22 protein-coding genes are annotated in these 25794 nt (G+C 69.7%); 12 read left to right on the top strand and 10 right to left on the bottom strand.

Features of this window, described 5'->3' with window-relative positions; all coding sequences use genetic code 11:
* Positions 1–30: 30 nt before the first annotated feature.
* Positions 31–1248: an esterase/lipase family protein gene (locus QNO26_RS12430; protein WP_257526355.1), complete on the bottom strand. Its 1218-nt coding sequence runs from the start codon at positions 1246–1248 to the stop codon at positions 31–33.
* Positions 1249–2201: 953 nt separating this feature from the next.
* Between QNO26_RS12430 and QNO26_RS12435 the strand changes: the two genes are divergently transcribed.
* Positions 2202–3716 (top strand): sugar transferase, encoded by a 1515-nt coding sequence (locus tag QNO26_RS12435; RefSeq protein ID WP_257526354.1) that lies wholly within the window; start codon positions 2202–2204, stop codon positions 3714–3716.
* A 269-nt stretch (positions 3717–3985) separates the two neighbouring features.
* On the opposite strand, the gene QNO26_RS12440 is transcribed toward QNO26_RS12435, so the two are convergent.
* Both QNO26_RS12440 and coaA read right to left on the bottom strand, forming a co-directional pair.
* Entirely contained in the window at positions 3986–5119 is a 1134-nt protein-coding gene (locus tag QNO26_RS12440; protein ID WP_257526353.1) for a DegT/DnrJ/EryC1/StrS family aminotransferase, read from the bottom strand.
* A 227-nt stretch (positions 5120–5346) separates the two neighbouring features.
* Positions 5347–6321, bottom strand: a complete 975-nt coding sequence (gene coaA, locus QNO26_RS12445) for a type I pantothenate kinase (RefSeq protein WP_257526352.1) — start codon at positions 6319–6321, stop codon at positions 5347–5349.
* Positions 6322–6456: 135 nt separating this feature from the next.
* On the opposite strand from coaA, the gene QNO26_RS12450 reads away from it, so the two are divergent.
* Complete coding sequence (locus tag QNO26_RS12450) at positions 6457–7404, top strand: Ppx/GppA phosphatase family protein (RefSeq protein WP_257526351.1); 948 nt, start codon at positions 6457–6459, stop codon at positions 7402–7404.
* A 242-nt stretch (positions 7405–7646) separates the two neighbouring features.
* Here QNO26_RS12450 and glmM read toward each other — a convergent pair whose 3' ends face one another.
* The 3 genes from glmM to rplM are packed head-to-tail and all read right to left on the bottom strand — an operon-like array spanning position 7647 to position 9972.
* Entirely contained in the window at positions 7647–9011 is a 1365-nt protein-coding gene (gene glmM, locus QNO26_RS12455; RefSeq protein ID WP_257526350.1) for a phosphoglucosamine mutase, read from the bottom strand.
* Positions 9012–9022: 11 nt separating this feature from the next.
* A complete protein-coding gene (gene rpsI, locus QNO26_RS12460; RefSeq protein WP_257526349.1) occupies positions 9023–9499 on the bottom strand; it encodes a 30S ribosomal protein S9 in 477 nt (158 codons plus the stop codon).
* Between the two features lie 26 nt (positions 9500–9525).
* A complete protein-coding gene (rplM, locus tag QNO26_RS12465; RefSeq protein WP_257526348.1) occupies positions 9526–9972 on the bottom strand; it encodes a 50S ribosomal protein L13 in 447 nt (148 codons plus the stop codon).
* A gap of 261 nt (positions 9973–10233) precedes the next feature.
* Here rplM and QNO26_RS12470 point away from each other — a divergent pair, with 261 nt between their 5' ends.
* The 3 genes from QNO26_RS12470 to QNO26_RS12480 are packed head-to-tail and all read left to right on the top strand — an operon-like array spanning position 10234 to position 11724.
* Positions 10234–10890, top strand: coding sequence for a hypothetical protein (locus QNO26_RS12470; RefSeq protein ID WP_257526347.1), 657 nt, complete (start codon positions 10234–10236; stop codon positions 10888–10890).
* Complete coding sequence (locus QNO26_RS12475; RefSeq protein WP_257526346.1) at positions 10887–11513, top strand: PRC-barrel domain-containing protein; 627 nt, start codon at positions 10887–10889, stop codon at positions 11511–11513. The genes QNO26_RS12470 and QNO26_RS12475 overlap by 4 nt, the downstream gene beginning before the upstream one ends.
* Before the next feature lie 34 nt (positions 11514–11547).
* A complete protein-coding gene (locus tag QNO26_RS12480; protein ID WP_257526345.1) occupies positions 11548–11724 on the top strand; it encodes a CsbD family protein in 177 nt (58 codons plus the stop codon).
* Positions 11725–11801: 77 nt separating this feature from the next.
* Here the strand turns inward: QNO26_RS12480 and QNO26_RS12485 are convergent, their stop codons facing one another.
* A complete protein-coding gene (locus QNO26_RS12485) occupies positions 11802–12272 on the bottom strand; it encodes an FAD synthase family protein (protein WP_257526344.1) in 471 nt (156 codons plus the stop codon).
* A gap of 541 nt (positions 12273–12813) precedes the next feature.
* Between QNO26_RS12485 and QNO26_RS12490 the strand changes: the two genes are divergently transcribed.
* The 5 genes from QNO26_RS12490 to QNO26_RS12510 all read left to right on the top strand — a co-directional run bounded on the left by QNO26_RS12490 (position 12814) and on the right by QNO26_RS12510 (position 19456).
* Positions 12814–13965 (top strand): DUF1972 domain-containing protein, encoded by a 1152-nt coding sequence (locus tag QNO26_RS12490; protein WP_257533933.1) that lies wholly within the window; start codon positions 12814–12816, stop codon positions 13963–13965.
* Between the two features lie 55 nt (positions 13966–14020).
* Positions 14021–15454 carry a lipopolysaccharide biosynthesis protein gene (locus QNO26_RS12495; RefSeq protein ID WP_257526343.1) on the top strand — a complete coding sequence of 478 codons (1434 nt, stop codon included), beginning with the start codon at positions 14021–14023 and terminating at the stop codon, positions 15452–15454.
* Between the two features lie 2 nt (positions 15455–15456).
* Complete coding sequence (locus tag QNO26_RS12500; protein ID WP_257526342.1) at positions 15457–16632, top strand: glycosyltransferase; 1176 nt, start codon at positions 15457–15459, stop codon at positions 16630–16632.
* Positions 16633–16742: 110 nt separating this feature from the next.
* Positions 16743–18131 carry a tyrosine-protein kinase domain-containing protein gene (locus QNO26_RS12505; protein ID WP_257526341.1) on the top strand — a complete coding sequence of 463 codons (1389 nt, stop codon included), beginning with the start codon at positions 16743–16745 and terminating at the stop codon, positions 18129–18131.
* Complete coding sequence (locus QNO26_RS12510) at positions 18131–19456, top strand: O-antigen ligase family protein (protein WP_257526340.1); 1326 nt, start codon at positions 18131–18133, stop codon at positions 19454–19456. The genes QNO26_RS12505 and QNO26_RS12510 overlap by 1 nt, the downstream gene beginning before the upstream one ends.
* On the opposite strand, the gene QNO26_RS12515 is transcribed toward QNO26_RS12510, so the two are convergent.
* Complete coding sequence (locus tag QNO26_RS12515; protein ID WP_257526339.1) at positions 19338–20357, bottom strand: acyltransferase family protein; 1020 nt, start codon at positions 20355–20357, stop codon at positions 19338–19340. The genes QNO26_RS12510 and QNO26_RS12515 overlap by 119 nt on opposite strands.
* Positions 20358–20558: 201 nt before the next feature.
* Here QNO26_RS12515 and QNO26_RS12520 point away from each other — a divergent pair, with 201 nt between their 5' ends.
* Positions 20559–23021, top strand: coding sequence for a right-handed parallel beta-helix repeat-containing protein (locus QNO26_RS12520; protein ID WP_257526338.1), 2463 nt, complete (start codon positions 20559–20561; stop codon positions 23019–23021).
* A 234-nt stretch (positions 23022–23255) separates the two neighbouring features.
* Positions 23256–24095: a glycosyltransferase family 4 protein gene (locus tag QNO26_RS12525; protein WP_257526337.1), complete on the top strand. Its 840-nt coding sequence runs from the start codon at positions 23256–23258 to the stop codon at positions 24093–24095.
* Positions 24096–24102: 7 nt separating this feature from the next.
* On the opposite strand, the gene QNO26_RS12530 is transcribed toward QNO26_RS12525, so the two are convergent.
* On the bottom strand, positions 24103–24669 hold the full coding sequence (locus tag QNO26_RS12530) for an acyltransferase (protein ID WP_257526336.1): 567 nt from the start codon (positions 24667–24669) through the stop codon (positions 24103–24105).
* Complete coding sequence (locus QNO26_RS12535; protein ID WP_257526335.1) at positions 24666–25745, bottom strand: glycosyltransferase; 1080 nt, start codon at positions 25743–25745, stop codon at positions 24666–24668. The genes QNO26_RS12530 and QNO26_RS12535 overlap by 4 nt, the downstream gene beginning before the upstream one ends.
* Positions 25746–25794 lie beyond the last annotated feature (49 nt).

Here is a 25794-nt window from a genome sequence, read left to right on the forward strand (position 1 = left end):
GCTCGTCGATGCCCGTGGGCCACGCGTCGATCAGGGCACGCGGGCCATGGGACCCCGCGCCGGCATCCCGGTGAGCACGCGCACCACGTCGTCGACGACGTCGCGGTTGCGCAGCAGCCCGTCGTGGGCGCACTCGCCTCCGCCGAACGGCACGACGGCGTCACCGCGGAGCAGGGCCGCGATGCCGAGCGCGTCCGGAGACACCCGCTCCTCGCAGCGCGCCTCGAAGGTGGTGTCGGCATCTGCGACGGCGGATGCACGAGAGACCAACCCGTCACCGAACGACAGCACCATCTCGCCGACGCGCAGCCGGGCGTCGCCGGCCACGGCGTGCACGGCGAGGGACTCGGGCCATGCCGGCATCGAGCGCAGCTCCTCCGATCCGACATGCAGCGCGCGCCCCGCCTCGCCCGTGTTGGCGATCGAGGTGCGCAGCCACGTCGGCAGCCCGCAGCCGTTCATCGCGTCTGCCGCCAGGTCGCGATTGCACAGATCCACCAGCGCCGGCACGATGAGCGCCCGCGCGGCGGAGCCGGCGCCGATGACGGTGCCGGTCACCAGCGAGATGGCGTCGAGGAGGGCGGCGGCATCCGAGCCGAGGCTGGGGGTGCCGACGGTCACGACCTGCCCGACCAGGGGCACGAGGTCGGGGTGCGCGGAGACCGCGTGACGCATCGCCAGGCCTCCCATCGAGTGCGCGACCACGTCGACGGGGGCCTGGGTCTGCTCGGCCAGGGTGCGGATGGCATCCGCCAATCCGTCCACGACCGCGTCGCCACCCACCCACGCCGAGGAGGTCTGCGAGTAATCGAATGCGTGCAGCGTCGTCCCCGGGAGCGCCTCGAGCGCCTCCTGCACCGAGCCGGGCGCCGCGGACGATGCCATGGGACGGCCGAGAGCGGCCGCCGAGACCTTCCCGCCATCCGCCGCCGCGTGATGTGCGAACGGGGACTGGGCGATACCCGGCTGGGCGCCGTCGGCGCTCGGCAGGGACGTGCTCAACCAGCCGTGCACGAACAGCACGGCCTGGTCGGCCTCGGCGACCCGCTCGGGATCGGACAGACTCACCAGCGTTCCCCGCGCCGCATCCGCCCGGTCGGAAGGCGCCGCGGTGGAGCGCTCTGCGGCCGGGGCGGCGTCGGCGGCGGCATGCGACGGCAACGGCACCCCTGAGCTGGTGTAGACGATCACCGCAACCAGGCCCAGCGCGATGCGGGCGATCTGAGAACCGCGGAGCCGGCCAGGCACCCTGAGGCGCCGGGGCGACGCGCTCTGCGTGGCCGCAGCGTTCGCCGCCGGTCGCACCGGAGCGGACGTCTCTGATGCGCTCGTGCGGGCGCTCAGCAGAGACGTCCGACGGGTGGACGACCTGCGGCGATGATGCGCCATCAGGCGGATCTCGAGCGCGCGATGGTAACCCCCATATCACCGATTATGGGGGGTAACCACGGCGTGTCGACAACAGCCGGCAGCCGGGCGCGAAGCGGGGCCCTCTCGGGCCAGCCATTTGGGGACTGATTCACTCGAGAGGGCCCCATACCGCGCACTCTCGAGCGCTCCGTTGGGGACGGTACACGCTCGAATCGCCGCTTGGGGGGCAGCTGAGTTATTCGCGTCGGCGCGTCAATGCTAGCGGATGTCCCTAGACCGAGGGCGGATGCGGCGCGCCCGAACTGACACGAGTCATCTGCGCCCGCCATGGGGAGCAGTCCCCTGTTCTGGGCCACGGCAATCTGTGTAATATGGCCGCCGACGGGCGAGGGCCTGAGGCATTTGGGGAGTCCCGGGCGATTCACCTCCCGTCGAACCATGGGGGCATTGGGGACACCGTGCACCGTGGGGGGACGTTGTGCCGTGCATACGATCGTGTGCACGGCACAACGTGTATTCGGGGGCGTGGTCGCGCCGCAGCGGTGATCACGCGCCCCGGCGAATCGCTTCCCCTCCGCCCGCCCCGTGTGGCATACTCAACCCACGCCCGCCCCCTCGGGGGCCGCGGAGCTCCGAGGGGTCGGACTCCGCTTCGGTCCGATGTGGGAATCGGACCGCGACAGGACGGGCGCCTTGTTGGGGGATGCGCGGACTTGTCCGCGCAGGGGGACACTGGGGAACGCGTTCATGGGGAAACGGCTAGTTCTGCGCACGCATTCGCGCGCACTCCGTCGGCTCGAGACGGATCCGTTCGACGCCGGAGCGCGTCGGTGAGCGGCGCGACCGTATCGCTGGGGGCAGCGACCGCTCCGCTGGGGGACGTGACGACGTCGCTGGGGGGCGGCACTGCTGTCAACGCTCCCCGATTCCTGCCCCTGCTGGAGCGTCGGCTCACCGTCGTCCGGCGACGGCGGGCGATCGGCGCTGCCGTCGACGTGGCGGCGATCCTCTCGAGCACGGCGCTCGCCCTCGCGGTGATGCCGCCCTTCGGCGCCGCAGGCGTCGTCGCGCTCGTGCAGGCGGGCGTCTTCGCGGCCGTGTGGATCGTGGGGCTGCTGGTGGCGCGGGGGGCGGGTGCCCGCCGCGACGCCGGTCGGCGGTTCGGCGTGATCGCCGCGGCTCAATCCGCCGCGGCCGCGCTGGCTCTGGTCGCGATCACGACGGCCGCCATGGGGTGGCCGATGGTCCCGCAGCTCGCGCTGGTCGCGGCGCCTGCCGGCATCACAGGGCTCGTGGGGGCGCGCGCTGTACGGCTGGTCGTACGGCTGCGCCGGCGCGACAACGCGGAACTCGCGCCGCGCACCCTGATCGTGGGCGACCGCGACGCCGTCGAGCACACGATCCGCTCCCTGCGCATGGATCCGCGGCTTCAGCACCACGTCGTGGGCACAGCCCTGCGGGAGACGGACAGCAGCGTGCTGACCGTCGACGGCCTCACCTACCCCGTGCTGGGGTCGCCGGGACAGGCCGCGGACATCGCCCGTGAGCTCTGCGTCGAGACGGTCATCGTCGCGGGGGCGACGGATGACCCGGACTTCACCCGGCGGCTCAGCTGGAGCCTGGAGGGCGCGGCCACCGACCTGGTGTTCGCCACCCGCCTGACCGACGTGGTCCGCTCCCGCATCTCGGTGGAACGGACGCACGGGCTGGCCCTGACACGCGTCAGGCTCCCCCGGTTCGACCACTCGCGGATGAGCGCGAAGCGGGCGCTCGACGTGGCCGTCGCGCTCGTCGCGCTCGTCCCGATCGCGTTGATCACACCGATCATCGCCCTGCTGATCACCATGGACACTCCGGGGGGCGTGTTCTTCAGACAGCAGCGGATCGGGCGCGATGGGCGCGAGTTCGGCATCCTGAAGTTCCGCACGATGCGCGCAACGGCCGAGACCGAGCGGGAGGAGCTCATCGGTCACAACGAGGGCGCCGGGCCGCTGTTCAAGATGAAGGCCGACCCGCGTGTGACGAGGGTGGGCAAGGTGCTGAGGCGGTTCTCGCTCGATGAGCTTCCGCAGTTCTGGAACGTGCTGATGGGCGAGATGAGCGTCGTGGGGCCGCGGCCCCCGCTGCCCGACGAGGTGCGCGGCTATGACCGCGCGGTGCTGCGCCGGCTGTACGTGCAGCCCGGCATCACCGGCCTCTGGCAGGTCAGCGGACGCAGCGACCTGTCATGGGACGAGAGCGTCCGTCTGGATCTGCACTACGTCGAGAACTGGTCGCTGGCCACCGACCTGCGCATCATCATGCGCACCGCGGCGGTCATGGTGCGGCCCCAGGGCGCCTACTGATGCGGGGGACGGTCGCAGGCGCCCCCGGCTCTCGAGCTTCCGTGCTCTTCCGCGGGGATCCGCGGCGGGCCACGGACCAGTTGTGGCGGCTCATGTCCTGATCCGGGCGATGGATGCCAGCACCCTACGGGGCCTGCGGCCCGCCCGGCCGGGCATCCGTTGCCCCCTCCCCCTGAGGGGCATGAGCCGTCCACTCCCCCGGCACCCCGGTCATCGGGCAGGGCCTGGCCGGCGCCGTCGCCGGATCCCAGCCCGTGCCGTGTCGCCGATCACACGGGCGAGCGCAGCACCTCGATGACCCGATCCTGATCGTCCTGGCTCATCGTGTGGAACATCGGCAGCACCAGCGTGTGGTCGGTGAGACGGTCCGTCGCGGGCAGTCCGTTCGTGGGGACGACGTCCCGGTACGGAGGCTGCCGGTGGGATGCCATGACGCCGCGGCGAGCGGACACATCTGCTTCGGCGAGCGCGGCCAGCAGCCCGTCGCGGTCGGTGGGGTACTCATCGAGCACCTCCACCCAGAACGACTGCACATTTCCTGTCCCGTAGTCGGGATCCGCGACGGGCCGCAGCCCGGGTATCCCGCGGATGGCGGCGCGGTAGCGCGCGGCGAGCTCGCGCCGACGCTGGACGACCAGCGGCAGGCGCTGCAGCTGCACCCGGCCGATCGCCGCCTGCATGTCGGTCATGCGGAAGTTGTATCCCACCTCGGCGTACTCCTCGACGAGCGGCAGCACCGACGCGCGGCGCTCGGCCCCGGAGACCGTCGCGGCGTGGTCGCGCAGCCGACGTGCGCGCTTGGCCCAATCGCCGCGCGCGGTGGTCAGCATGCCGCCTTCCCCCGTGGTCACGAGATTCCTCGGGTGGAAGGACCACGCCACGATCTCCGCTCCGGCCCCCACCGGCCGACCCTTGTACGTGGAACCGGCGCCGCACGCGGCATCCTCGATCACGATGATCCCGAGCGGATCGGTCGCGCTGCGCACGTCATCGAGGTCGACGGGCACGCCTCCCTGGTCCACGGCGATCACGGCTTTGGTCGCAGAGGTGATCGCCATGCTCACCGTCGTTCCCGTCACGTTCCCCGTGATCGGGTCGACATCGGCGAACACGGGGTTCGCTCCCACATGGCGCACGGCGTTGATCGTCGCGATGAAGCAATACGAGGGCACGACGACGTCATCCCCCGGACCGATCCCTGCAACGCGCAGCGCGAGGTGACGCGCGGTCGTACCGCTGGTCGTCGCCACGGCGAAGCGCCCGTCCACGGCCTCGGCGAACTCCCGCTCGAACTGCGCCACCCTCGGCCCTTGCGCGATCCAGCCGCTGGCGATGACCTCGGTGACGGCCTCGACCTCTTCGCGGCCCAGCCAGGGGACCATGAAGGTGACCCGCGTGCTCATCACCTCTCCGCCGCGGAGTGAACACGTGCCGGCGATTTCCCCATGAATCCCCCCATCGCCTGCCACCCCGCAGGGGTCGGCAGGAATCCGGTCCTCCGCGCTTCGGGTGAGACGCGGACCGCGCCACCCCTGGCGCGGACGGACCGACATCCCCGTTCGCAGTGTATCCAGAAGTGGTTGCGCGGCACCAGCGCCGGTTCAGGCGGCGGCCCGGCGGCATCCGCCGGTCAGAGCTTGCGCAGCAGCACCCGCTCCACGGCGTGGTCGGCGCCCTTCTCCAGCACGAGCGTCGCACGGTGCCGGGTGGGCTCGACGTTCTCCCGCAGGTTGGGGAGGTTGATGTCGTTCCAGAAGCCCAGCGCGAGGGTCACGGCCTCGTCGTCGCCGACGCCGGCGAAGCGGTTGAAGAACGAGTTCGGGTTGGTGAAGGCGGCGCGACGCAGCGCCAGGAACCGCTCGACGAACCACTGCCTGATGTGTTCGGCATCGGCGTCGATGTAGATCGAGAAGTCGAAGAGATCACTGACCGCCACGTCGTTGGGGGACGGCGGCGGCTGCAGCACGTTCAGGCCCTCGACGATGACGACGTCGGGACGGCGCACGGTGACCTGCGCGTCGGTGATGATGTCGTACCGCATGTGCGAGTAGAACGGCGCCCGCACCTCGCCGGCTCCGCTTTTGACCTCGGTGAGGAACTGCACCAGGGCGCGGCGGTCGTACGACTCCGGGAATCCCTTGCGGTGCATGATGCCCCGGCGCTCGAGCTCGGCGTTGGAGTAGAGGAATCCGTCTGTGGTCACCAGTTCGACGCGCGGAGTCCCGGGCCAGCGGCTCATCAACTCGCGCAGCAGGCGCGCGATGGTGGACTTGCCGACGGCGACGGAGCCGGCGACCCCGACCACGAAGGGCGTCGTGGTGTCCAGCTCCCCCAGGAACGCACTCTCCTCCGCGCCCAGGCGTTTGGTGTTCTCCGCGTACAGCGACAGCAGCCGGCTGAGCGGGAGATAGACCTGACGCACCTCGTCGAGGTCGAGCCGGTCGCCGATGCCGCGCAGCTGCACGACCTCGGTCTCGGTCAGCGGGTTCGGGATGCCGCCGGCCAGCCGCGCCCATTCGGGTCGGTCGATCTCGCGGTAGAGCTCCCGCGCCAGAGGTGCGGGAGCGGGAGCATCGGCGTCGCGCGCGGCAGTGGTCTCGGCCATCGCGCCCATCGTATCGGTGCGACGGTGCGGGTCCACGCACCCGCACGGGCGACGCCGTGCACGGCCGACCGCCTCGCGGCCGAAGCGACGCACAAGGCCGGGACGCCGGGGTATCCGCGCCGCTACGCTGACCCCGTGCGCCTTGGAGTCCTCGACATCGGTTCGAACACCGTCCACCTGCTGATCGCGGATGTGATCCCCGGCGGCAGGCCGCACGCGACGACCAGCCGCCGCACGGTGCTGCGACTGATGCGCTACCTGGAGCCCGATGGGTCGATCAGCGCCGACGGCGTGGACGCCCTTGTGGCCGCGGTGACCGACGCCCGCGAGACCGTGGCCCGCGAGAACGTCGCCGAATTGCTGGCGACGGCCACGAGCGCCGTGCGCGAGGCGAAGAACGGCAAGGCGGTGATCGCGCGGATCGAGGAGGCGCTGGGCCAGGAGCTGCAGGTGCTCGGCGGTGAGACGGAGGCGCGGTTCACCTTCCTCGCCGTGCGCCGCTGGTTCGGGTGGTCGGCCGGACAGATCCTGCTGTTCGACATCGGCGGCGGCTCGCTGGAGCTGGCCGCGGGTGCGGACGAGCTTCCGGATGCCGCGGCCTCCGTGCCCCTGGGGGCCGGGCGCATGACGGTGAAGTACCTGCCGAACGACCCGCCCGGCGCCGACGAGGTCGACCGCCTGCGCAAGCACGCGCGCAAGACGCTCGCCCCCGTGGCGGAGATGTTCGCGGACCTGCCGCGCCCCGATCACGTCGTCGGATCGTCCAAGGCGATCCGCTCACTGGCGAAGCTGGCGGGGTACCCCGTGCCCGGCTGGTCGGGGATCGAGCGCATGGTGCTGCCCCGCTCAGCGCTGAAGGAGTGGATCCCTCGCCTTGCGCAGATGCCGGCGGCCGCGCGCGAGGCGCTGCCGGGCATCACCGCGGACCGCACGTTCCAGATCGTCGCGGCGGCCGTCGTGCTGCACCGCGCGATGAAGGCCCTCGATGTCGATGAGCTCGAGGTCAGCCCGTGGGCGCTGCGCGAAGGCGTGCTGCTGCGCTACATCGAGTCCCTGTCGTGGACCGCCCCCACCACCGACTGAGCACTCCCCGCACCACCTGCCCGAGAGAACCGCCACCCGCCAATGCGGAGAGGACCGGCCCCCAGAGCGCGGCCCTCTCGCGGCCACAGCGCTCGTGCACAAGCGCAGGCCAGTCGGCGTCAGAGCGAGGAGACGACGCGTGGGGGGAATGCGACGTCAGCACGGCTCCAGTGCCGGTGCCCTCATTTCTATCGCATCTGCGGCACCACAACCAAGAAACCGGCCCTGCGACACGGTGAAACCTACGCAGGAAGGGCGAGACGCTCGCTCACGACGGCTGCCAACTGCGCCGCCACGTCGCTGGCGACGTCTGCGGTCTCGGCCTCGACCATCACGCGCACGAGCGGCTCGGTTCCGGAGGCGCGGAGCAGGACGCGACCCGACATGCCGAGTGCGGCGGCTGCGGACGCCACCGCCTCCTGCACGCCTTCGTCGTCGTCGACGCGGGAGCGGTCGACGTCCCGCACGTTGACGAGAACCTGCGGGAAGACGGTCATGACGGATGCCAGTTCGGCGAGCGTCTTGCCGGTGCGCGCCATCTCGGCGCACAGGTGCAGGCCGGTGAGCAGACCGTCGCCGGTGGTGGCGAAGTCGCTCATGATGACGTGGCCCGACTGCTCGCCGCCGAGGGAGAACCCGCTGGCGCTCATCCGTTCCAGAACGTAGCGGTCGCCCACACCCGTCTGCTCGACATGGATGCCGCTGGCGGCCATGGCCCGGTGCAGGCCGAGGTTGCTCATCACGGTGGCGACGAGGGTGTCGTCCTTGAGTCGTCCGCGGCTCTTCATCGACAGGGCGAGGATGGCCATGATCTGATCGCCGTCCACGATGCGGCCGTCGGCGTCCACGGCCAGGCAGCGGTCGGCGTCGCCGTCGTGGGCGATGCCGATGTCGGCGCCGACGCGCACGACCTCTCCGGCGAGCACATCGAGGTGCGTCGAGCCGTAGCCGTCGTTGATGTTGAGCCCGTCGGGGTCGGCCCCGATGACGGTCACTTTGGCCCCCGCGTCGGTGAAGACGTCGGGCGAGACGCCGGATGCCGCGCCGTGGGCGCAGTCGATCACGACGTGCAGGCCGTCGAGGCGGTGAGGCAGCGACGCGAGGAGGTGCACGATGTAGCGGTCCTCGGCGTCGGCGAACCGCTGGATGCGCCCGACGTCGCCGCCGGTGGGCTGCAGCTTGGGTCCCGACATCGCCTCTTCGATGCGCGCCTCGACCTCATCGGGCAGCTTCACCCCGCCGCGGGCGAAGAGCTTGATCCCGTTGTCGGGCGCGGGATTGTGGGACGCCGAGACCATCACGCCGAAATCGGCATCGCGGTCGGCCACCAGGAACGCGGCAGCGGGCGTCGGCACCACGCCGGCGTCGAGCACATCGACGCCCGACGAGGCGAGACCCGCCTCGACCGCAGCCGAGAGGAACTCCCCCGATATGCGGGGGTCGCGGGCGACGACCGCGGTCAGTCGTCTGCCCGCCTGCCGCCGTGCCGTCGCAATACGCCCCTGGCCCAGGACGACGGCAGTCGCCTGGGCCAGGGAGAGCGCGAGGTCGGCGGTGAGGGGGCCGTTGGCCAGCCCCCGCACACCATCCGTGCCGAACAGCGCCATCTGCTGAGTGATCAGCGCTTCGAGTACTGAGGTGCCTTGCGGGCCTTCTTGAGACCGGCCTTCTTGCGCTCGATGACGCGGGCGTCACGCGAGAGGAAGCCGGCCTTCTTGAGGGTCGGGCGGTTGTTCTCGGCGTCGATCTGGTTGAGCGCACGGGCGATGCCGAGGCGCAGCGCGCCGGCCTGGCCCGAGTCACCGCCACCCGAGATGCGGGCGATGACGTCGTATGCGCCGGTGAGGTTGAGCACCGTGAACGGGTCGGTGATCAGCTGCTGGTGCAGCTTGTTCGGGAAGTAGTCCTCGAGCGTGCGGCCGTTGACCGTGATGGTGCCCGAGCCGGGGATCAGACGCACGCGGGCGATGGCCTGCTTGCGACGGCCGACCGCTGCGCCGGGAACCGAAAGGACGGGGCGCGCGACGGCGGCCTGCGTCTCCTCGGCGGGAGTCTCGGTGGAGTAGTTCTGCGGGGTCTCTTCGATGTTCGCCATCAGTTGTCCTTAAATCTGAGGGGCGCTTACTGGGCGACCTGGTCGAGGGTGTACGTCTTGGGCTGCTGCGCCGCGTGCGGGTGCTCGCCGCCGGCGTAGACCTTCAGCTTCGAGAGCTGCTGGCGGCCGAGGCTGTTCTTCGGCAGCATGCCGCGGATCGCCTTCTCGACGGCGCGGGCCGGGTTCTTCTCGAGGAGCTCCTCGTAGGAGACCGACTTGAGGCCGCCCGGGTAGCCGGAGTGGCGGTAGGCACGCTTCTTCTGGAGCTTCTGGCCCGTCAGCGCGACCTTGTCGGCGTTGACGATGATGACGAAGTCACCGGAGTCCATGTGGTTGGCGAAGGTGGCCTTGTGCTTGCCACGCAGAAGGGCGGCGGCGTGCGAGGCGAGGCGACCGAGGACGACGTCTGTTGCGTCGATGACCAGCCACTCGCGCTGGATCTCGCCAGCCTTGGGGGTGAAAGTGCGCGTCACGATAGTGCTGCTTTCTTGTGTCGAACGGAGGAGTTCGTGAATCCCACTCCGGGGTGGTTCGCGCCGCAGAAGCGGTCGAACACGCCAGTGGAGGGCTCACGTTCGCGGTGCCGGCCAGCAGGCGGCCTGCACCAAAGAGACAGCTTAGCACGCCACGTCCCGGCATTCGGAGATCACGGGTGCCGACCCGGGAGGCTACGCCCGCCGCCAGATCCTCGCAACCCCATGCAGACCACCGCACGCCGAAGTTAGCGTCGGGTCATGAGCACACCTGAGCGAGGCGACCTCGGCGCACCAGTGTACGACCCGGCATCCACGGGCGCTGCGGCGAGAGTCGATGCGTCCCACACGCTGCAGCGCGACGTCGTGGGGCGGGAGAAGGAGCGATTCGGCGGATTCCACTTCGGGGCGGCGTTCTTCGGCTGGCTGACCGCGGTCGGCGCAGTGGTGGTGCTCGGCACCCTCGTGGGCGCGATCGGCCTCGCCGTCGCGTCAGAGGCGACGCTCGAAGAGGTCGTCGATGCCGCCGCCAGTGACACTGCGGGCATCGTCGGCGCGATCGTCCTGGCCGTCGTGTTGTTCGTCGCCTACGTCGCGGGCGGTTATGTGGCCGGGCGCATGGCCCGCTTCAGCGGAGTGAAGCAGGGTCTGGCGGTCTGGATCTGGGCGGTGGTCATTGCGATCGTCATCGCGGTCGTGGGTGCCATCACCGGAAGCCGGGACAGCGCCCTCAGCGGACTGCAGGGGCTGCCGCAGATCCCCGTCGACGCCGAGTCGGCGACCCTGACGGGCATCCTCACCGCCCTGGGGGTGGCGATCGTCACCCTCCTCGGCGCACTGCTGGGCGGGGCAGCCGGAATGCGTTATCACCGCCGGGTCGACCGCGTCGGCCTCGGCAGACAGGAGAACGGAACATGATCGGATCCCATGACATCGCCAGCCTGGTGGGCCGCCACGTGGTCGACACCGACGGCGACAAGGTGGGCACGGTCGGACAGGTCTACGTCGACCCGACCACCGGCACCCCCAACTGGATGACCGTGAAGACCGGACTGTTCGGCACGTCCGAGTCGTTCGTCCCCCTCGAGCAGGCGGAGGAGGTCGACGGCGGCGTGCGCATCCCCTATGGGAAGGATGCCGTCAAGCACGCTCCGCGCATCGATTCGGATGCAGAGCTCACCCACCGCGAGGAGGAGGAGCTCTACGCGTACTACGCGCTGCGCGACGCCCCAGAAACGGATGGCGACGACCGAGGGCACACGCACGAGCACGAGCACGACGGGCAGAGCCACGAGCACGAGCACGCTCACCGCGACGACCACGACCACGACCACGACCAGGCGAGCCCCGCGGATGCCGGAGACGCCGCCACCGCTCCCCCGGCGGCATCCGGCGGCCTGCGGCTGCGGCGGTACGTCGTGACGGAGCAGGTCACCGTGACCGTGCCCGTCACCCGCGAAGAGGTGCGGCTCGAACCCGACCCGTCGCCCGCGGCGGCCTCCGAAGACGGCGCCGCCACAGAAACCCCCACAGACCGCTGACGCGGTCGTGGACCCCCAAGAGAAGGAGATTGCCATGGGCATCGGAGACGACATGAAGCACAAGGGCGAAGAGCTCAAGGGTCAGGCCAAGGAGGGCATCGGCAAGGCGACCGGTGACAAGTCGATGGAGACCGAGGGTCACGTCGACCAGGCCAAGGGCAAGGGCAAGCAGGCCGTCGACGAGGTCAAGGACGCCGTCACCGACAAGTAGGCACCCACAAGAAGCGGCCGCTCCCCTTTCGGGGGGCGGCCGCTTCTCTGCGCGCCGACGGAGCCGACGACGACGGACTAGGCCATCGCCACCAACGCCGCGTCACGCGCGTTGCGCGCCCGGGCGAGGTGCACCGCGGCGTCCAGCGCCTGACGCAGCTGTGTGCTGGATGTGTGCGCGGTGTAGGGGAAGTACACGACTTCCACTCCCACCGCGGCGAACTCGCGCTCGAGCTGCTCCCCCCGAGGGGTGCCGCGCCAGTCATCGCCCTTGAAGAAGTGCGTGAAGCGCAGCTCCTCCCACACCTGCAGCTTGTCGGGGACGGCCTCGATGTGCACCTCGTCCACGAAGTCGACGTGGCGCACGATCTCGGCGCGCTCGTCCGTGGGGATGAACGACGACAGACCCTTCGTCTGCAAGAGCATCTCGTCGCTCACCACCCCGGCGATGAGGTGATCGCAATGCTCGCGAGCAAGACGAAGGATGTTCAGATGCCCCACGTGGAACAGGTCGAACGCCCCCGCCGCATAGCCCACTCGTTGTGTCATGACGCCCCCAAAACGCATGTCACACGCTCCCGGCCCCAACCGGGTCACGCGATTTCCCCAAGGTCGACGAGTTCCCCCACGTCGACTGACGCCGACAGTACACCTCACCCGCCGGTGTGCCAACTCGGCTCCCGCGCCCCTCGATGGCGGCGCGCGGACGTCCGCGAAGAGCAGATGCTTTGCTTCGCGGCGGATCAGTGTAAGAATCACCTTGCACGGCCGGTGGGACGGCCGCGGAGAAATCCGAGCACCGGATGAACGCCTGGGGGCATCATCCGACGACATTGGGGAATCAGCGGCTTCGGCCGCTCATTGGGGGATCGCGGCGCTGCCGCAATGTTCCTGGGGGGGAGCAACATGCAGTTCGACATCGTCGTGCACGCAGCCGCAACCGAGGCGGGTGGATGCCATGGTGCTTGAGCAGACCACGGCATCCGCTTCTTCGGCGATCACCGAGCTGGCGCCGGGCGAGGCGCCGCGCGCGGTGGCGCACGCCCGGTCCACCGAACGCCGGCGGCCGACCGCACATCTGTCCATCGCGATGTTCGGAACCCGCGGGGTTCCTGCCGCATACGGCGGCTTCGAGACCGCCGTCGAAGAGGTGGGCTACCGGCTGGTCGAGCGCGGTCACCGCGTGACGGTCTACACCCGCGGCGGCGAGCGCGACCTCACCGAGTACCGCGGCATGCGCGTCGTTCAGCTGCCCGCACTGTCGGTCAAGCAGCTCGAGACACTCAGCCACACCGGCTTCTCGGTGCTGCACGCCGTGACCCACCGCCGCCCCGACGCGGCATTCGTGTTCAACGCGGCCAACTCGCCGTTCATCCCGATGCTGCGTGCCCGCGGCATCCCCGTCGCCCTGCACATGGACGGGCTCGAATGGCGCCGCTCGAAGTGGGGCCGCGGCGGAGCCGCCTACTACCGGTGGGCAGAAGAGCACGGCGTGCGGGCGGCCGACGCGCTGATCGCCGACGCGCCGGGGATCGCGGAGTACTACGAGGACGAGTTCCAGGCGCCGACCGAGCTCATCCGCTACGGCGCGCCGATCCTCAACGGGGTGTCCGACGAGGGCGTGCGGGCGCTGGGCCTGGAGAGCGGCGGCTACCACCTCGTGGTGGCGCGCTTCGAGCCCGAGAACCACGTTCTCGAGATCGTGAAGGGCTACCGCGCCAGCGCGGGCCGAAAGCCGCTCATCGTCGTGGGCTCCGCGCCGTATGCGGCCGAGTACACCCAGGCGATCGCTGCCGCTGCCCAGGGCGACGAGCGCATCCGCATGCTCGGCGGCGTGTACGACCAGGAGCTGCTCGACGCGCTGTACGCGCACGCCTTCACCTACGTGCACGGGCACTCCGTGGGAGGGACGAACCCGTCGCTGCTGCGCGCCATGGGCGCCGGCACCGCTGTCATCGCCTACGACGTCACCTTCAACCGCGAGGTGCTCGACGATGAGGGGTGGTTCTTCTTCGGCGAGGGTGACATCGCGGGCCACTTCGCCGCTGTCGAGGCGCACCCCGACGGCGTGCACGGCCGCGGCGAGGCGCTGAAGCGGCGAGCCGAAGCGCAGTTCCGGTGGGACGACGTGGCCGACGCGTACGAAGACCTGGCGCTCCGCCTGGCCGCTGGCGAGTCGGCGCACTCCGGCATGCGCCGCACCACGCGCTCCGTGACCTCGTGGTCGACGACCAGCTCGTGAGCGCGCAGCGATCTCACGGACATCCGCGCGGCGACGACAGCCGGGGCGGCATCACATGACACAGCAGACGACCCTCCATCCCGATGGCGCGGCAGGCGCCGACACCGCTGCCCCTGCCCGGCGGCGCCGGCGGGGGCTGGCATCCATCGAAGACCTCGGGAGCAGGCGCGGCACGCTGCTGTCGATCGGCAGCAGCGCCGCGGCGCGCTTCATCGTGCTGCCGATCAGCGCGGTGCTCGGCATCGTGGTCACCCGGCTGATCATCGACAACTACGGCGTGGCCTCCTACGGGCAGTACATCCTGCTCGTGGCGATCGCGGGGCTCATTCCGTTCAGCGACCTGGGACTGACCGCCGCGATCATGAACGCCGTCGCCGGGGCGAAGGATCCACGCACCGACAGCAACCTGCGCCTCGTGCTCATCTCGTGCATGCGGCTGCTGTTCATCTGCTCGTCGGTGGTCATCGTTGTGGCCGTGGTGCTCTTCGTCTCGGGGCTCTGGCCCACCGTGCTGGGCGGCGCGCTCACCCCGGAATCCGGGGCCCTCGCCGCCACTCTTTGCCTGGCGATCTTCGGCCTGAACATGCTGATCGCCTACGGGCAGCGCATTCTCGCCGCCCTGGGACTGAACGTGCTGGTCGTGCTGCTCGGCGCCATTCAGACCCCGATCGTGCTCGCCGTGCTGTGGGTGATGATCGCCACCTCTGCCGACGGCGGGTACATCGCCGTCGCGTCCTACGCGGCCACGACGGTGATCTGCCTCATCGCGATGATCATCGCCTCCCGCAAGCTCAAGCCCATGCTCGGCAGCGCGCTGCGCGGGGCCTTGGACCGCCGCATCCGCGGCGCGAGAGTGATGAACACCGCCTGGCCGATGCTCATCCAGATGGTTGCGCTGCCGATCGCGATGTCGTCGGACCGCCTCGTGCTCAGCCTCATCGGCACCCTGGACGATCTCGCGCAGTACAGCCTCGCGAATCAGATCTTCTCCCCCGTGTTCGCCGTGGTGACGGCCGCGGGCTTCGCCCTGTGGCCGGTGTTCGCGAAGGCCCGCGCCGCGGGTAAGGCCGCGCCGGTGTCGCCCATGAAGATGTCCGTGGCGTTCGCCGTCGCCGCAGCGGCGGCATGCCTCGCGCTGAGCCTGGCAGCGGGGTGGCTCGCCGAACTGGCATCCGGAGGGCAGATTCAGTTGCCCGCGAGCCTGCTCATCGCCTTCAGCGTGTTCATCGTGATCCAATCGGCGAAGTACCCGTTCGGCATGTACCTCACCGACGCGTCGGGGCTGCGATTCCAGGCCTACTTGATCCTCGGCATGCTGCCGGTGAACCTCGGGTTGACCATCCTTCTCATCCCGGCACTCGGCTCCCTGGGCCCCGTGGTCGGGTCGATCGTCGGCGTGCTGGCATTCCAGCTCATTCCGAACGCCGTCCTCGTGCGTCGCCGCGTCCGCGAAGTGGCGTCGTCGAGCGCATCGACGGAGGAGACGTGAACGTGGGATCGCCGGACAGCGGCCGCGTCGTGATCGCCGTGCACCCGGGCGCCGAGTTGTTCGGGTCCGACCGCATGTTCCTCCAGAGCGTCATCGGGCTGCGCGAGCGCGGCGTCGACGTGATCGCCGTCCTCGCGTCGGCCGGCCCCCTGGTGGAGCAGTTGCGAGCAGCCGGAGCCCAGGTCGACGTCATACCGATGATGGTGCTGCGCAAGTCATTCCGCACCCCCCTCGGCCTGCTGCGACTCTTCGCCGCCGCGATACGCAACGTGCGGGCCGCGACACGACTCATCGACGAACGGCGTCCCGACGCCGTTTACGTGAGCACCGCGATCGTGCCGGTCTGGCCGGTCGTGGCGCGACTGAAGGGCGTGCGCATCGTCAGTCACCTCCATGAGGCCGAGGCCTCCGCAGGCACGCTGATGAAGAAGGTGCTGTACACACCGCATCGCCCCTCACACGCGGTGATCGTCAACAGTCGATTCACGCGCGAAACCATGCTCTCGTCGGCGCCGCGTATCGGTAGCCGGACGAACATCGTCTACAACGGGGTGAGCGGTCCGCCTGTCAGCGCGAACCCGCCGCGTCCGCGCGTCGACGACGGGCTGCGCGTCCTCTATATAGGGCGGCTTTCGCCGAGGAAAGGCCCCGACGTCCTCATCGAGGCGCTCGCAATCGCGCGCGACGAGGGATTGCCTTGCTCGCTCCGGCTGCTGGGCAGCGTTTATCCGGGATACGAGTGGTTCGAGGACCAACTGCGCGCACGCGTGGATCTGCTCGGCTTGCACGACCAGGTCGAGTTCGCGGGGTTCGACTCCGATATCTGGCCGAGCCTGGCTGCTGCTGATGTCCTCGTCGTGCCCTCGGTCGTAGACGAGCCGTTCGGCAACACCGCCGTGGAAGGCCTGCTCGCACGGCGCCCCGTGATCGTCAGCGACACCAGCGGACTGCGGGAGGCGGCGGGCGGTTACCCGACCGCCCTGCTCACCGCGCCCGGCGATGCCGCAGCGCTGGCCACCGCGCTCCAGACTGTGCGCGCGAGCTGGGCGAGCCTCTGCCGAGATGTGGCGATCAGCGCAGCGACGGCCGAACAGCGCAACGGGATCGCCGCCTACCGGGCAGCCGTCGCGACGTCGGTGCTCGGCGCTGACGAACGCATCGCGGCCCCGGCCCGATGACCGCTACGCTCAGTAGCGCAGTGCCGCACACTCACGGTTGGGGGACCAGTGACGATGTACCACGGGATGCGCTTGCTGCGCACGTCCATGACGAACCAGGGCGTCAGTCGATGACGGCGGTGGATTACTTCCGATCGCTTCGCAGACGCTGGGTCGTCATCGTGGTGCTGACGGTTCTCGGCGGGCTGGCAGGCTTCGCCTATGCCTCGACCCAGACGGAGACCTTCCGCGCACAGGCGGCGGTGGTGGTCATCCCCACGCGAGGCGACAGCACGATGGAGCTCGTGCAGGGATCGAACTACGTGCAGGGCCTCGTGCAGACCTACGCCGTGGTGGCGACGTCGCCCGCCGTGCTGGGGCCCGTGATCGAAGAACTCGAGCTCGATACGACACCCCGTGCCCTCGCCGGTCGCATCACCGTCGATTCGCCGCTGGACACGACGGTGCTCGAGATCGCAGCAACCGGGGCGGATCCGGAGATGACGGCGAACATCGCCAACGCGGTCGCTGACCAGTTGGCGGATGCCGTGGAGGATCTGGCCCCGCAGACGCAGACCTCCGGTCCCGCCGTGCGCGTGGAGACGATCAGCGAGGCGGTCGCACCGCGCGCCCCGATTGCGCCCAACACGCGGCTGATCGCCATCGCCGGCGCACTCGCCGGGTTCGTGCTCGGGGTCGTCTACGCGGTGCTGCGTCAACTGCTCGCAACGCGACTCACGTCACGGGAGGACGTGGCGGCCGTCACCGACATGCCCATCCTCGGCGAGGTGAGCGCCGCCGGCGGCACTTCCCTGCCGGCGGCGGTGCGGGATTCGGCGGTGAGTGCCGCCGCGGAGTCGGTGCGCGGCATCGCCGCGGGTCTGCGCTTCGCCAACATCGATGGCGATGCGAAGGTCATCCTGATCACGTCGGCCGTCTCTGGAGAGGGCAAGTCGTCGATCGCCCTGGCGACGGCGCTCATCCTCGCCGAGCAGGGTCAGCGCACACTGCTGATCGACGCGGACCTGCGCCGAGGGTCCATCGCGACCCTGACCGGGCTCGAAGGTGGTGTCGGTGTGACGACGGTGCTCCTGGGCGACGCAACCGAAGACGAAGCGCTGCATCAGTGGGGTTCGCCGAGCCTTCGGATCATGACGAGTGGGACCATCCCACCCAACCCCGGCCAGCTGCTGGCCTCCGACCACCTGCGCGATCTCATCTCCGCAGCCCGAGAGCGCTTCGACGTCGTCATCGTCGACAGCCCGCCCGTGCTCGCCGTGAGCGACCCGATGTGGCTCGCGCCGATCGTCGACGGGATCGTCGTGATCGCCCGCTACCGATACACCAAGCGGGACGAGCTGGTGCGCGCACTGGGTGAGCTGGAATCCACCCGCGCCCGAGTCTTCGGGCTCGTGCTCAACGGGACCAAGCGTGCGGCGGGCAACCCCTACTACGTCGCCGACGCGCCCGCCAAGCGCGGCTCGCGCTCGCGCACGCCGCGCGCCGTCCTCACCGAGTGATGTCCTCCCCCGTCCGGGCGCGAACGGGCGAGCGCGGCGCCGCGCGCGGCGTGGCCGTGCTGCTCGCCGTCGCGAGCGGCGCGTGGATCCTCCTCCCGTACAACGTGCCCCTGGGGGCAATGCTCGCCGCGGCGATGGTTCCCGTGTGGCTTCCGGTGCTGCGCCGGTTCCGCCTCCTTCTCGCACTCACGGCGCTCTGCGTCGTCGCGGTGGTGAGCGGTGTACTGCTGAGTTGGGCGGCCGTTCCCATGCGAGAGGTGCTGCCGTCGGCGCTCGTGGAACGCTCGGCCATGCTGATCGGACTGATCGCCGTCGTCGGCGCGCTGGTGTGGGCTCGTGGAGTGATCGGTTCATCGGGCGTCGCGATCGCCTTCGGCGTCGGCCTCGTGGTGGGGGTGCTCCCCGATATCGGCGGCGGCGCCTCCTGGCGGTTCACCTACTCCATCCCCGTCACTGTGCTCGCCCTGGCCATCAGCGCCCGGCGCGGCCACCCGGCGACCCAGCTCGCCGTGATCACCGCACTGGTCGTCGTGGGCGCACTGAACGGGTCCCGCTCGAACACCGCCATGCTGGCTCTGGCGGCGACCGTCGTGGTGTGGCAGTGGGCGAACCGGTCCCTGCTGAAAGGGCGGCGCCGCGCAGGAAACCTGGCGACCCTGCTGCTGCTGGGCGTCGCGATCTTCTTCACCGCGCAGGCCGCGATTCTGGAGGGATTCTTCGGCGAAGCCGCGCAGTCCCGCTCAGAGCAGCAGATCGCCGGTTCCGGCTCGCTGCTGCTCGGCGGGCGTCCGGAGCTCGCCGCTTCCATCGCCCTCATCACCGACCATCCACTGGGCCTGGGGTCGGGCACCGTCGCCTCGTCGGCCGACGTCATCTCCGCCAAGACGGCGATGCTGGGGATCGGTTACGACCCCGACAACGGCTACGTCAACCGCTACCTCTTCGGCAGTGCGATCGAGCTGCATTCCCTCGCGGGGGATTTCTGGGTCTGGTTCGGCCTGCCCGGACTCGCCGTCTGCGCCACGATCGCCGTCATCGTGGCTCTCGGAATCGATCGCCAACTGCGTATGGGCACGGCTTCCGCTCTCGTGGTGTATCTCGCCGCGCGCTTCGCATGGGATCTCGCTTTCAGCCCCGCGCTGTCGTCAGTGAAGCTGCTGCCCCTGACGCTTGCGCTCCTCGCTGTGCCGGTCGCCGTGCGGGCGGTCAAACATTCCTCTGCGCGGACTCGGGCCGCTTCGCGAGAAGCAGACGTGGCGGCGGCTCGAACAGCCACCGCAGGGCGCCACGGCGGCTCACGCGGTACAGGGCGAGCGACAGCATGATCGCCGCGATCGCGACCAAGGGCGGGTAGACGATCGCCGCTGCTTCGAGCAGGGGCGCCGGCGGCGCGATGACCCCCACGGCGCTGAGCACGATGATGATCGGCGTGTGCGCGAGATATACGGGCAGTGTCTTCGCCCCCAACGAGACGACAACGGAAACGTGCTGCAGCGCCTGTGATGCGGCGACACCCGCGAGCACGCCGAGCACCCCGAGCGCGGGCATGATGCCCGGCACCGTTGTCAGTCCCCAGTGGGTGACGGCGACAGCGCCGGCGGCCCAGACGAAGAAGACGCCGCCGCGCAGCAGCCACCCGCTGTGCGCCGCGTAGCGGAACAGGGCCGCCCGCAGCACCATGCCGCCGAAGAAGAAGAAGTAGTACTTGCACAGCCCCGTCCACCCCGGCGAGGGCAGAGGCAACAGCCCGGTGAAACCGACCACCGATACCGCGAAGGACGCGATGAGCACGATGGATGCCGGCAGCCGCCGTGTCACGCGGTTGAGCAGAAAGAACAACGCCAGCGCCCAGATGAACCAGAGCTCGAAGCGGGGCACCACGGGCGCCATGAGCGTGTCGAAGATCTCCCGGCGGAAGTTGATCCCGGTGCCATGCAACCCCTGGCCGAGCCAGTAGGGCCCGAGATCGATCACTGCCCACAGGACGAAGACCCAGGCGAAAAGACGAAGCTTGGTGTTCCACAGGTCAGCGACGGGAGCCGTGGCCCACTTCGCAGCGAACAGCCCTGCAAGCGTGAAGAACAGCGGCAAGCGCATCGTCGCCAGCGTGTCATTGACCTGCTGCCAGGCCGCCGTATCCGCAGGCAGGCCGTCGAGCCATCGGGCGGCATGGAAGAGCACGACGAGCGCGATCGCAATCCCCTTGCCCGCGTCGACCCAGCGCACTCTGGCGGGTCCCCCTGTCGCGTCTGCCCGCCACAACGCCCGCACGTGACCTCCCCCAGGTCGACAGATGCACGGTGACCCCCAGTCCCGCACCCCAATGAGAAGTGTCTCATACCGAGACGCGCTGTGTCCTGCCCGTGTTTGTATTGCCCGATCGGCCGAACCCGGTCCCGCTCTCCCCCGACGAAAGCGTTTTTCCGCATGCCTTCTCCCCGTCGTTTCCGCGCGCCTCGCGCTCTCGCTCTGCTGGTCGCAGGGCTGATGACCACCTCGCTCGCGCTGGCGACGTCCGCTCCGGCTGCCGCCGCGACGGATGTCTCGGACGACTTCTCGCGATCGGTATCGCAGGGATGGGGGAAGACGGCATCTGGTCTCACATGGACGAGCAGCGCCGGCAGCAGCGGCAGCGTGGTCGACGGGTCGGGGCGCGTCAGCCACACGCCGGGCACCGGTGCGACGCAGACCCTCTCATCGACCATCGATCGCGACACCGTCTTCAGCGCGCTGCTGTGGCCGGAGAAGGCGACCGCCGCGGGCAACGGCGCGACGATCTCCTTGGGTCTGCGCTCCGACGGAGGTCGGTCGTACCAGGCACGTGTGCGGTTCGGGACGTCTGGCGTGAACCTGTGGATGAGCCGCTTTGACGGCTCGACCGCGAAGGAGACGGTGCTGACGTCGACGAAGCCGATCGCCGCCTTCCGCGAGGGGCAGCGCATCCGCGCGGAGTTCAGCGTCACCGGAGACACCGCGGTCTCGATCAAGGCGCGCATCTGGATCGACGGCACCCCCAAGCCCGCCGAGTGGCAGCAGGTGCACGAGGACCGCAGCGCCGAGCGTCTCGCCCAGGCGGGGTCCGCGGTCGTCGCCACGCACCTGTCGTCTGCGTCGGCCGCCAACGCGGTACGCATCGACGACGTGCGCATCGTCACCGCGGGCACGACTACACCGGCCCCGACACCCGCTCCTGCGCCGACACCCGCCCCGGCACCCGCCCCCGCACCGGCCCCGGCCCCCGCTCCGGCGCAGGGCACCGCGGGAAGCCTCCCTGTGGGCAGCGCGTCCTATCCCGTTCCCGCCGGCGCGGTGTACGTCGTTCCCAAGGGAAAGAATGCCGGGTCGGGAACCCTCGCCGATCCGTACCAGAGCGCCGCACACGCGGCGGCGAAGGCCCCTAACGGCTCGACGATCGTCTTGCGCGGAGGCACCTACCGCGAGTATGTGTACGTCGGCTTCAACCGCAAGCTGACGATCCAGGCCTACCCCGGCGAAGCGGTGTGGTTCGACGGCAGTTCTCCGGTGACCAACTGGACGAAGTCCGGCAGCACCTGGGTCAGCACCGGCTGGAACCACAAGTTCGATCGACGCATCTCCTTCAACGCCAACCTGGATGAGACGAGCCGTTTCGTCGATAGCCGCAACCCCTACGCCGGGTACCCGGAGCAGGTGTGGATCAACGGCGCGGCACTGCGGCAGGTCGGATCAGCGTCGGCCGTGACCTCCGGCACGTTCTTCGTCGATGAGGCCGGGAAGCGCCTCATCATCGGCAGCGACCCTTCGGGCAAGCGCGTAGAGGCCACGACTCTGGCTCAGGCGATCAAGGTGCAGGGCAAGGGCACCGTCCTGCGCGGCTTCGGTGTGCAGCGTTATGCCACCACGCTGAACCTCATGGGCACCGTCACCGCCGAGGTGGACGGGATCACCCTCGAGAACATGGTTGTGCGCGACAACGCCACGGTGGGGGTGTACACCTGGAACGACAACCAGACGTTCCGCAAGCTCACGCTGACCGGCAACGGCATGCTCGGCCTCGGCGCGAACGGCACCGACAACCTCAAGATCACCGAATCCGTCATCAGCGGCAACAACACGCAGATGTTCAAACCAGCGCCCGTGTCCGGCGGCCTGAAACTGTCACACGTCCAGAACGTGGACGTGTCCAGGAACGTGATCTCCGACAACGACAGCGCCGGCCTCTGGTTCGACGTGAACTCGTATGACCTGCGCATCACACGCAACCGCGTCACCGGCAACTCCACCAGTGGCGTGCAATTGGAGATCAGCGAGAAGGCGATCGTCGCCGACAACTACATCGCCGGCAACCACACGGGTCTGCACATCAACAACACCGGCAACGTGAAGGTGTGGAACAACACTATCGACGGAACCAGTCGCGCGCTCAGCTTCGCCAAGGACAGTCGCACGCAATCGGACGGTGCCCTCGCGACCAAGATCCCGTGGCTGATGCGCAATCTGCAATTCCGCAACAACGTCATCTCGTACAGCCCGAAGGGCAGCAACTGCGCCTACCTGACGCAGGACTACCAGCAGAAGGCCCTGGGGAGCGCATTCGGCATCTCGTCCGACAGCAACGTGTTCTACCGGCAGAGTGCGACTGCACCCGCCAATTTCGCGTGCTGGGCGAACGGCACGGCGGGCACGCGCAGCTTCAAGACCCTTGAGTCGTTCTCGAGTTTCACGGGCAATGAGAAGAACTCCGCGGAATGGCTCGGTAGCCCTGTGATCAACAGCGACCTCACCGTGCGCGGCGACGTGCTCTCCGCTCCGCGGGCCGGCCTGGCAGGACTGCCGGCAGACGTCGCGGCGGCGATCGGTGTCGCGGCCGGCCAGAAGCGCATCGGTCCCTTCTCCGCGCCGACGAAGTGAGGCCCGCCGCGGCGACGCTAGCATCGACCCATGGGGCGATCGGGTGGGGGTCAGTCACGTGCGATCGTGCTGTATCCGTCGGGACGGGATCTCGGCGCATGGCGAGACCGGCACGCCCGCGGCGAGGGGCCGGATGAATGGCCGTACGGGCTGAACCACCTAAGGGACCATTTCGGCTCAGTCACCCCGCAGAACCTCACCACTGACTCCGCCATCCGGCGGGCGACACGGCGCGTGCTGGCGGCCGCCCCCGTTCGGCGCAGCCGGTCGGGAGCGGTCGCCTTCACATGGGACGAGAACAGCGCCGCACGCTTGGCGTTCTCCCGAGGCGTGGGCACCCGATACTGCGGTGTGGTGTGGCTGACGGATGCCGTGGACCGCGAAGGACCGCAGGCTCTCGCTCCGATGCGACGCGCCCTGCGCAAGATGGACGGCGTGTGGGTACTCAGCGCCGCGCAGGTGCAGCCGCTGCGGGAGTTCTTGGGGCCCGCCGGTCCCCCCGTGCATCACGTGCTCTTCGGGATCGACGAGGCATTCTTCACCGCTCACCCCTACCCTGAGCGACCGTTGGTGGTCAGCGTCGGTGGCGATCGTGATCGCGATGCGGCCACGCTGTTCCAAGCCCTCGAGAGAATCCGCGCCCAGCGTCCCGACGTCGAGATCGTCGTGCAGAGCACGTCCACCGCACCTCCGCCCAGCGGGGTGCGAGTCGTCCCCTATCTGACCCACGCGGAGCTGCGGAACCTGTATGCCCGCGCGAGCGTGGCGGTCATCGCCACGCGCGACAACTCCCACGTGTCGGGTATGACGGTGGGGCTCGAGGTGATGTCCACGGGTCGACCGATCGTCATCACGGAGACAGCCGGCATGGACGACTACTTCACACCCGAGGGCGGCGCCGCCCTCGTGCCGCTCGGGGACGCCGCGGCACTGAGCGACCACGCGCTGGCCCTTCTCAACGACCCGGCCGGCGCCGCGCGCGCGGGTGCCGCAGCGCGTCGTCGGGTGGAATCGACCTTCACCACACGCCACCTCGCGTCGCGACTCGCCGCTCTCGCCCGCCGCTCGGTGTAGCCGCAGGTCACACCGCGCTGCCCCAATCCGACACAGCTCCGACGGGCAGGGCCGGGTTGCCCACGACGATGCTGCCCGGTTCCACGGAGCGCCGCACCACGGAGCCGGCCCCGACCACTGCACCGGCACCGACCTCGACGCCCTTGAGCACCATGGACCGTGCGCCGATCAGCGCGCGGGGTCCCAGCACGATGGGTCGGGTGTGGCTGCGCCGCCGTCCGGTCTCATCGGCGAGCCAGTGGAAGTCGGTGTCGAGAATCTGCACATCCCACGAGATGCGGGTGCCTTGCTCGATCACGACGGAGGACTGCACGTTCACGATGCTGCGGTCCCCGATCTTCGAGCCCGATCGCATGGTGAGCACGGCACCAGGGCCGACCCAGATCTGCACACCAGAGGTCAACGTGACCCCACGGTCGAACCGACGCTCTCCTGGGCCGCCGAGCTTCACGCCGCGCCCGATGCGCACCCCGGGGTGACCCCGCAGCACCCCCCGCCCGTAGGCGACAAGGTGCTTACGGTGGGCCAGAAGCCGTCGCAGGATGCCTCGCTTCGAGTGGGTTGCATCGGTCACGGCTGCTCCTCCTCGCCGTCGGCGTACATCCACGCGCGGGCCGACTCCCGCCCATCGCGGGAGGGCAGATCGGACCAGACATCCTCCGGCGTGCGGCGTGATGTCAGCGCTGCGACGAGTTCCGCAGACAGCTCCCGCTCGACGGCCTCCTCCGGCACGACGTGGTGCCCGTGATCGCGAAGCCAGCGTGCGATACCCGTCTCGTCGGTGGTCACGACGGCGCACCCCTGCGCGAGGGCTTCAGCGATGGGCAGGCCGACCTGCTCGCGCCACAGCGGTCGACGGCGAGAAGGCAGAGTGAGCACCTTCGCCCCTCTGAGCGCGCGGTAGATCTCCTCGCGGGGCGGATCGATGAGCAGCGACACCTGTGGGTCGGCGTCGGCCAGCCGCCGCGCGTCGTCCTCACCTGCGCCCCGCCCCACGATCACCAACCGCGCGCCGGGCACCGATGCGCGCACCGCCGGCCAAGCCGCGAGCAACGCGGGAAATCCCTTGCGCTCGGACAGATCGCCCACGAATGCCAATGTCTCCGGGCGTGGGTCCCCGGTCGCCTCCGGGTCACGCGTGGGAAGCGCCTCGATCAGCTCGGTCTCGGGATCACGACGCCCGCTCAGTTCTTCCCCGTAGAGCTGCGCCGCCTGTGACGTCCCGAAGGCGACGCGATCCAGCGCCCGCCACACCGCGGGCGCGAGCAGCCGCTGCAGCCGATGCCTCGCCCCCGCCTTCAGCGGCAGGTTGCGCAGCATCTGCGCGGTAGGCATGTTGCCGATGGCGTAGGCCACCGCCACCGGCCGCGGGTCTCCCACGACCCGGGCGCGCAGGCGAGCCGCGACGATGAAGGCGAGGCTGCGCGTGGCAGCTCTGACCACGAGCGGCTCGTTGACCTCGATCACGTCGACGCGATGTGTAAGGGCATGCCGGGTGGATGCCAGGAGGCCTCGCCGCAGCACGTCGACGCCCCGGGCGACGTCGGCGTCGAAGTCGTAGCGCCGACCGCGGTAAAGGATCGTGACCCCCTCGCCCAGTTCAACTGCGCGCTCGAGATGCGCGGTGCGCACCACCTCGTAGATCTGCACGATCGTTCTCACCTTCGGCGTCCGGCCGACAGCATCGGCGACCGGACGC

Origin of the sequence: Microbacterium sp. zg-Y1090 (genome assembly GCF_030246945.1) — a bacterium.
Classification (GTDB): domain Bacteria; phylum Actinomycetota; class Actinomycetes; order Actinomycetales; family Microbacteriaceae; genus Microbacterium; species Microbacterium wangruii.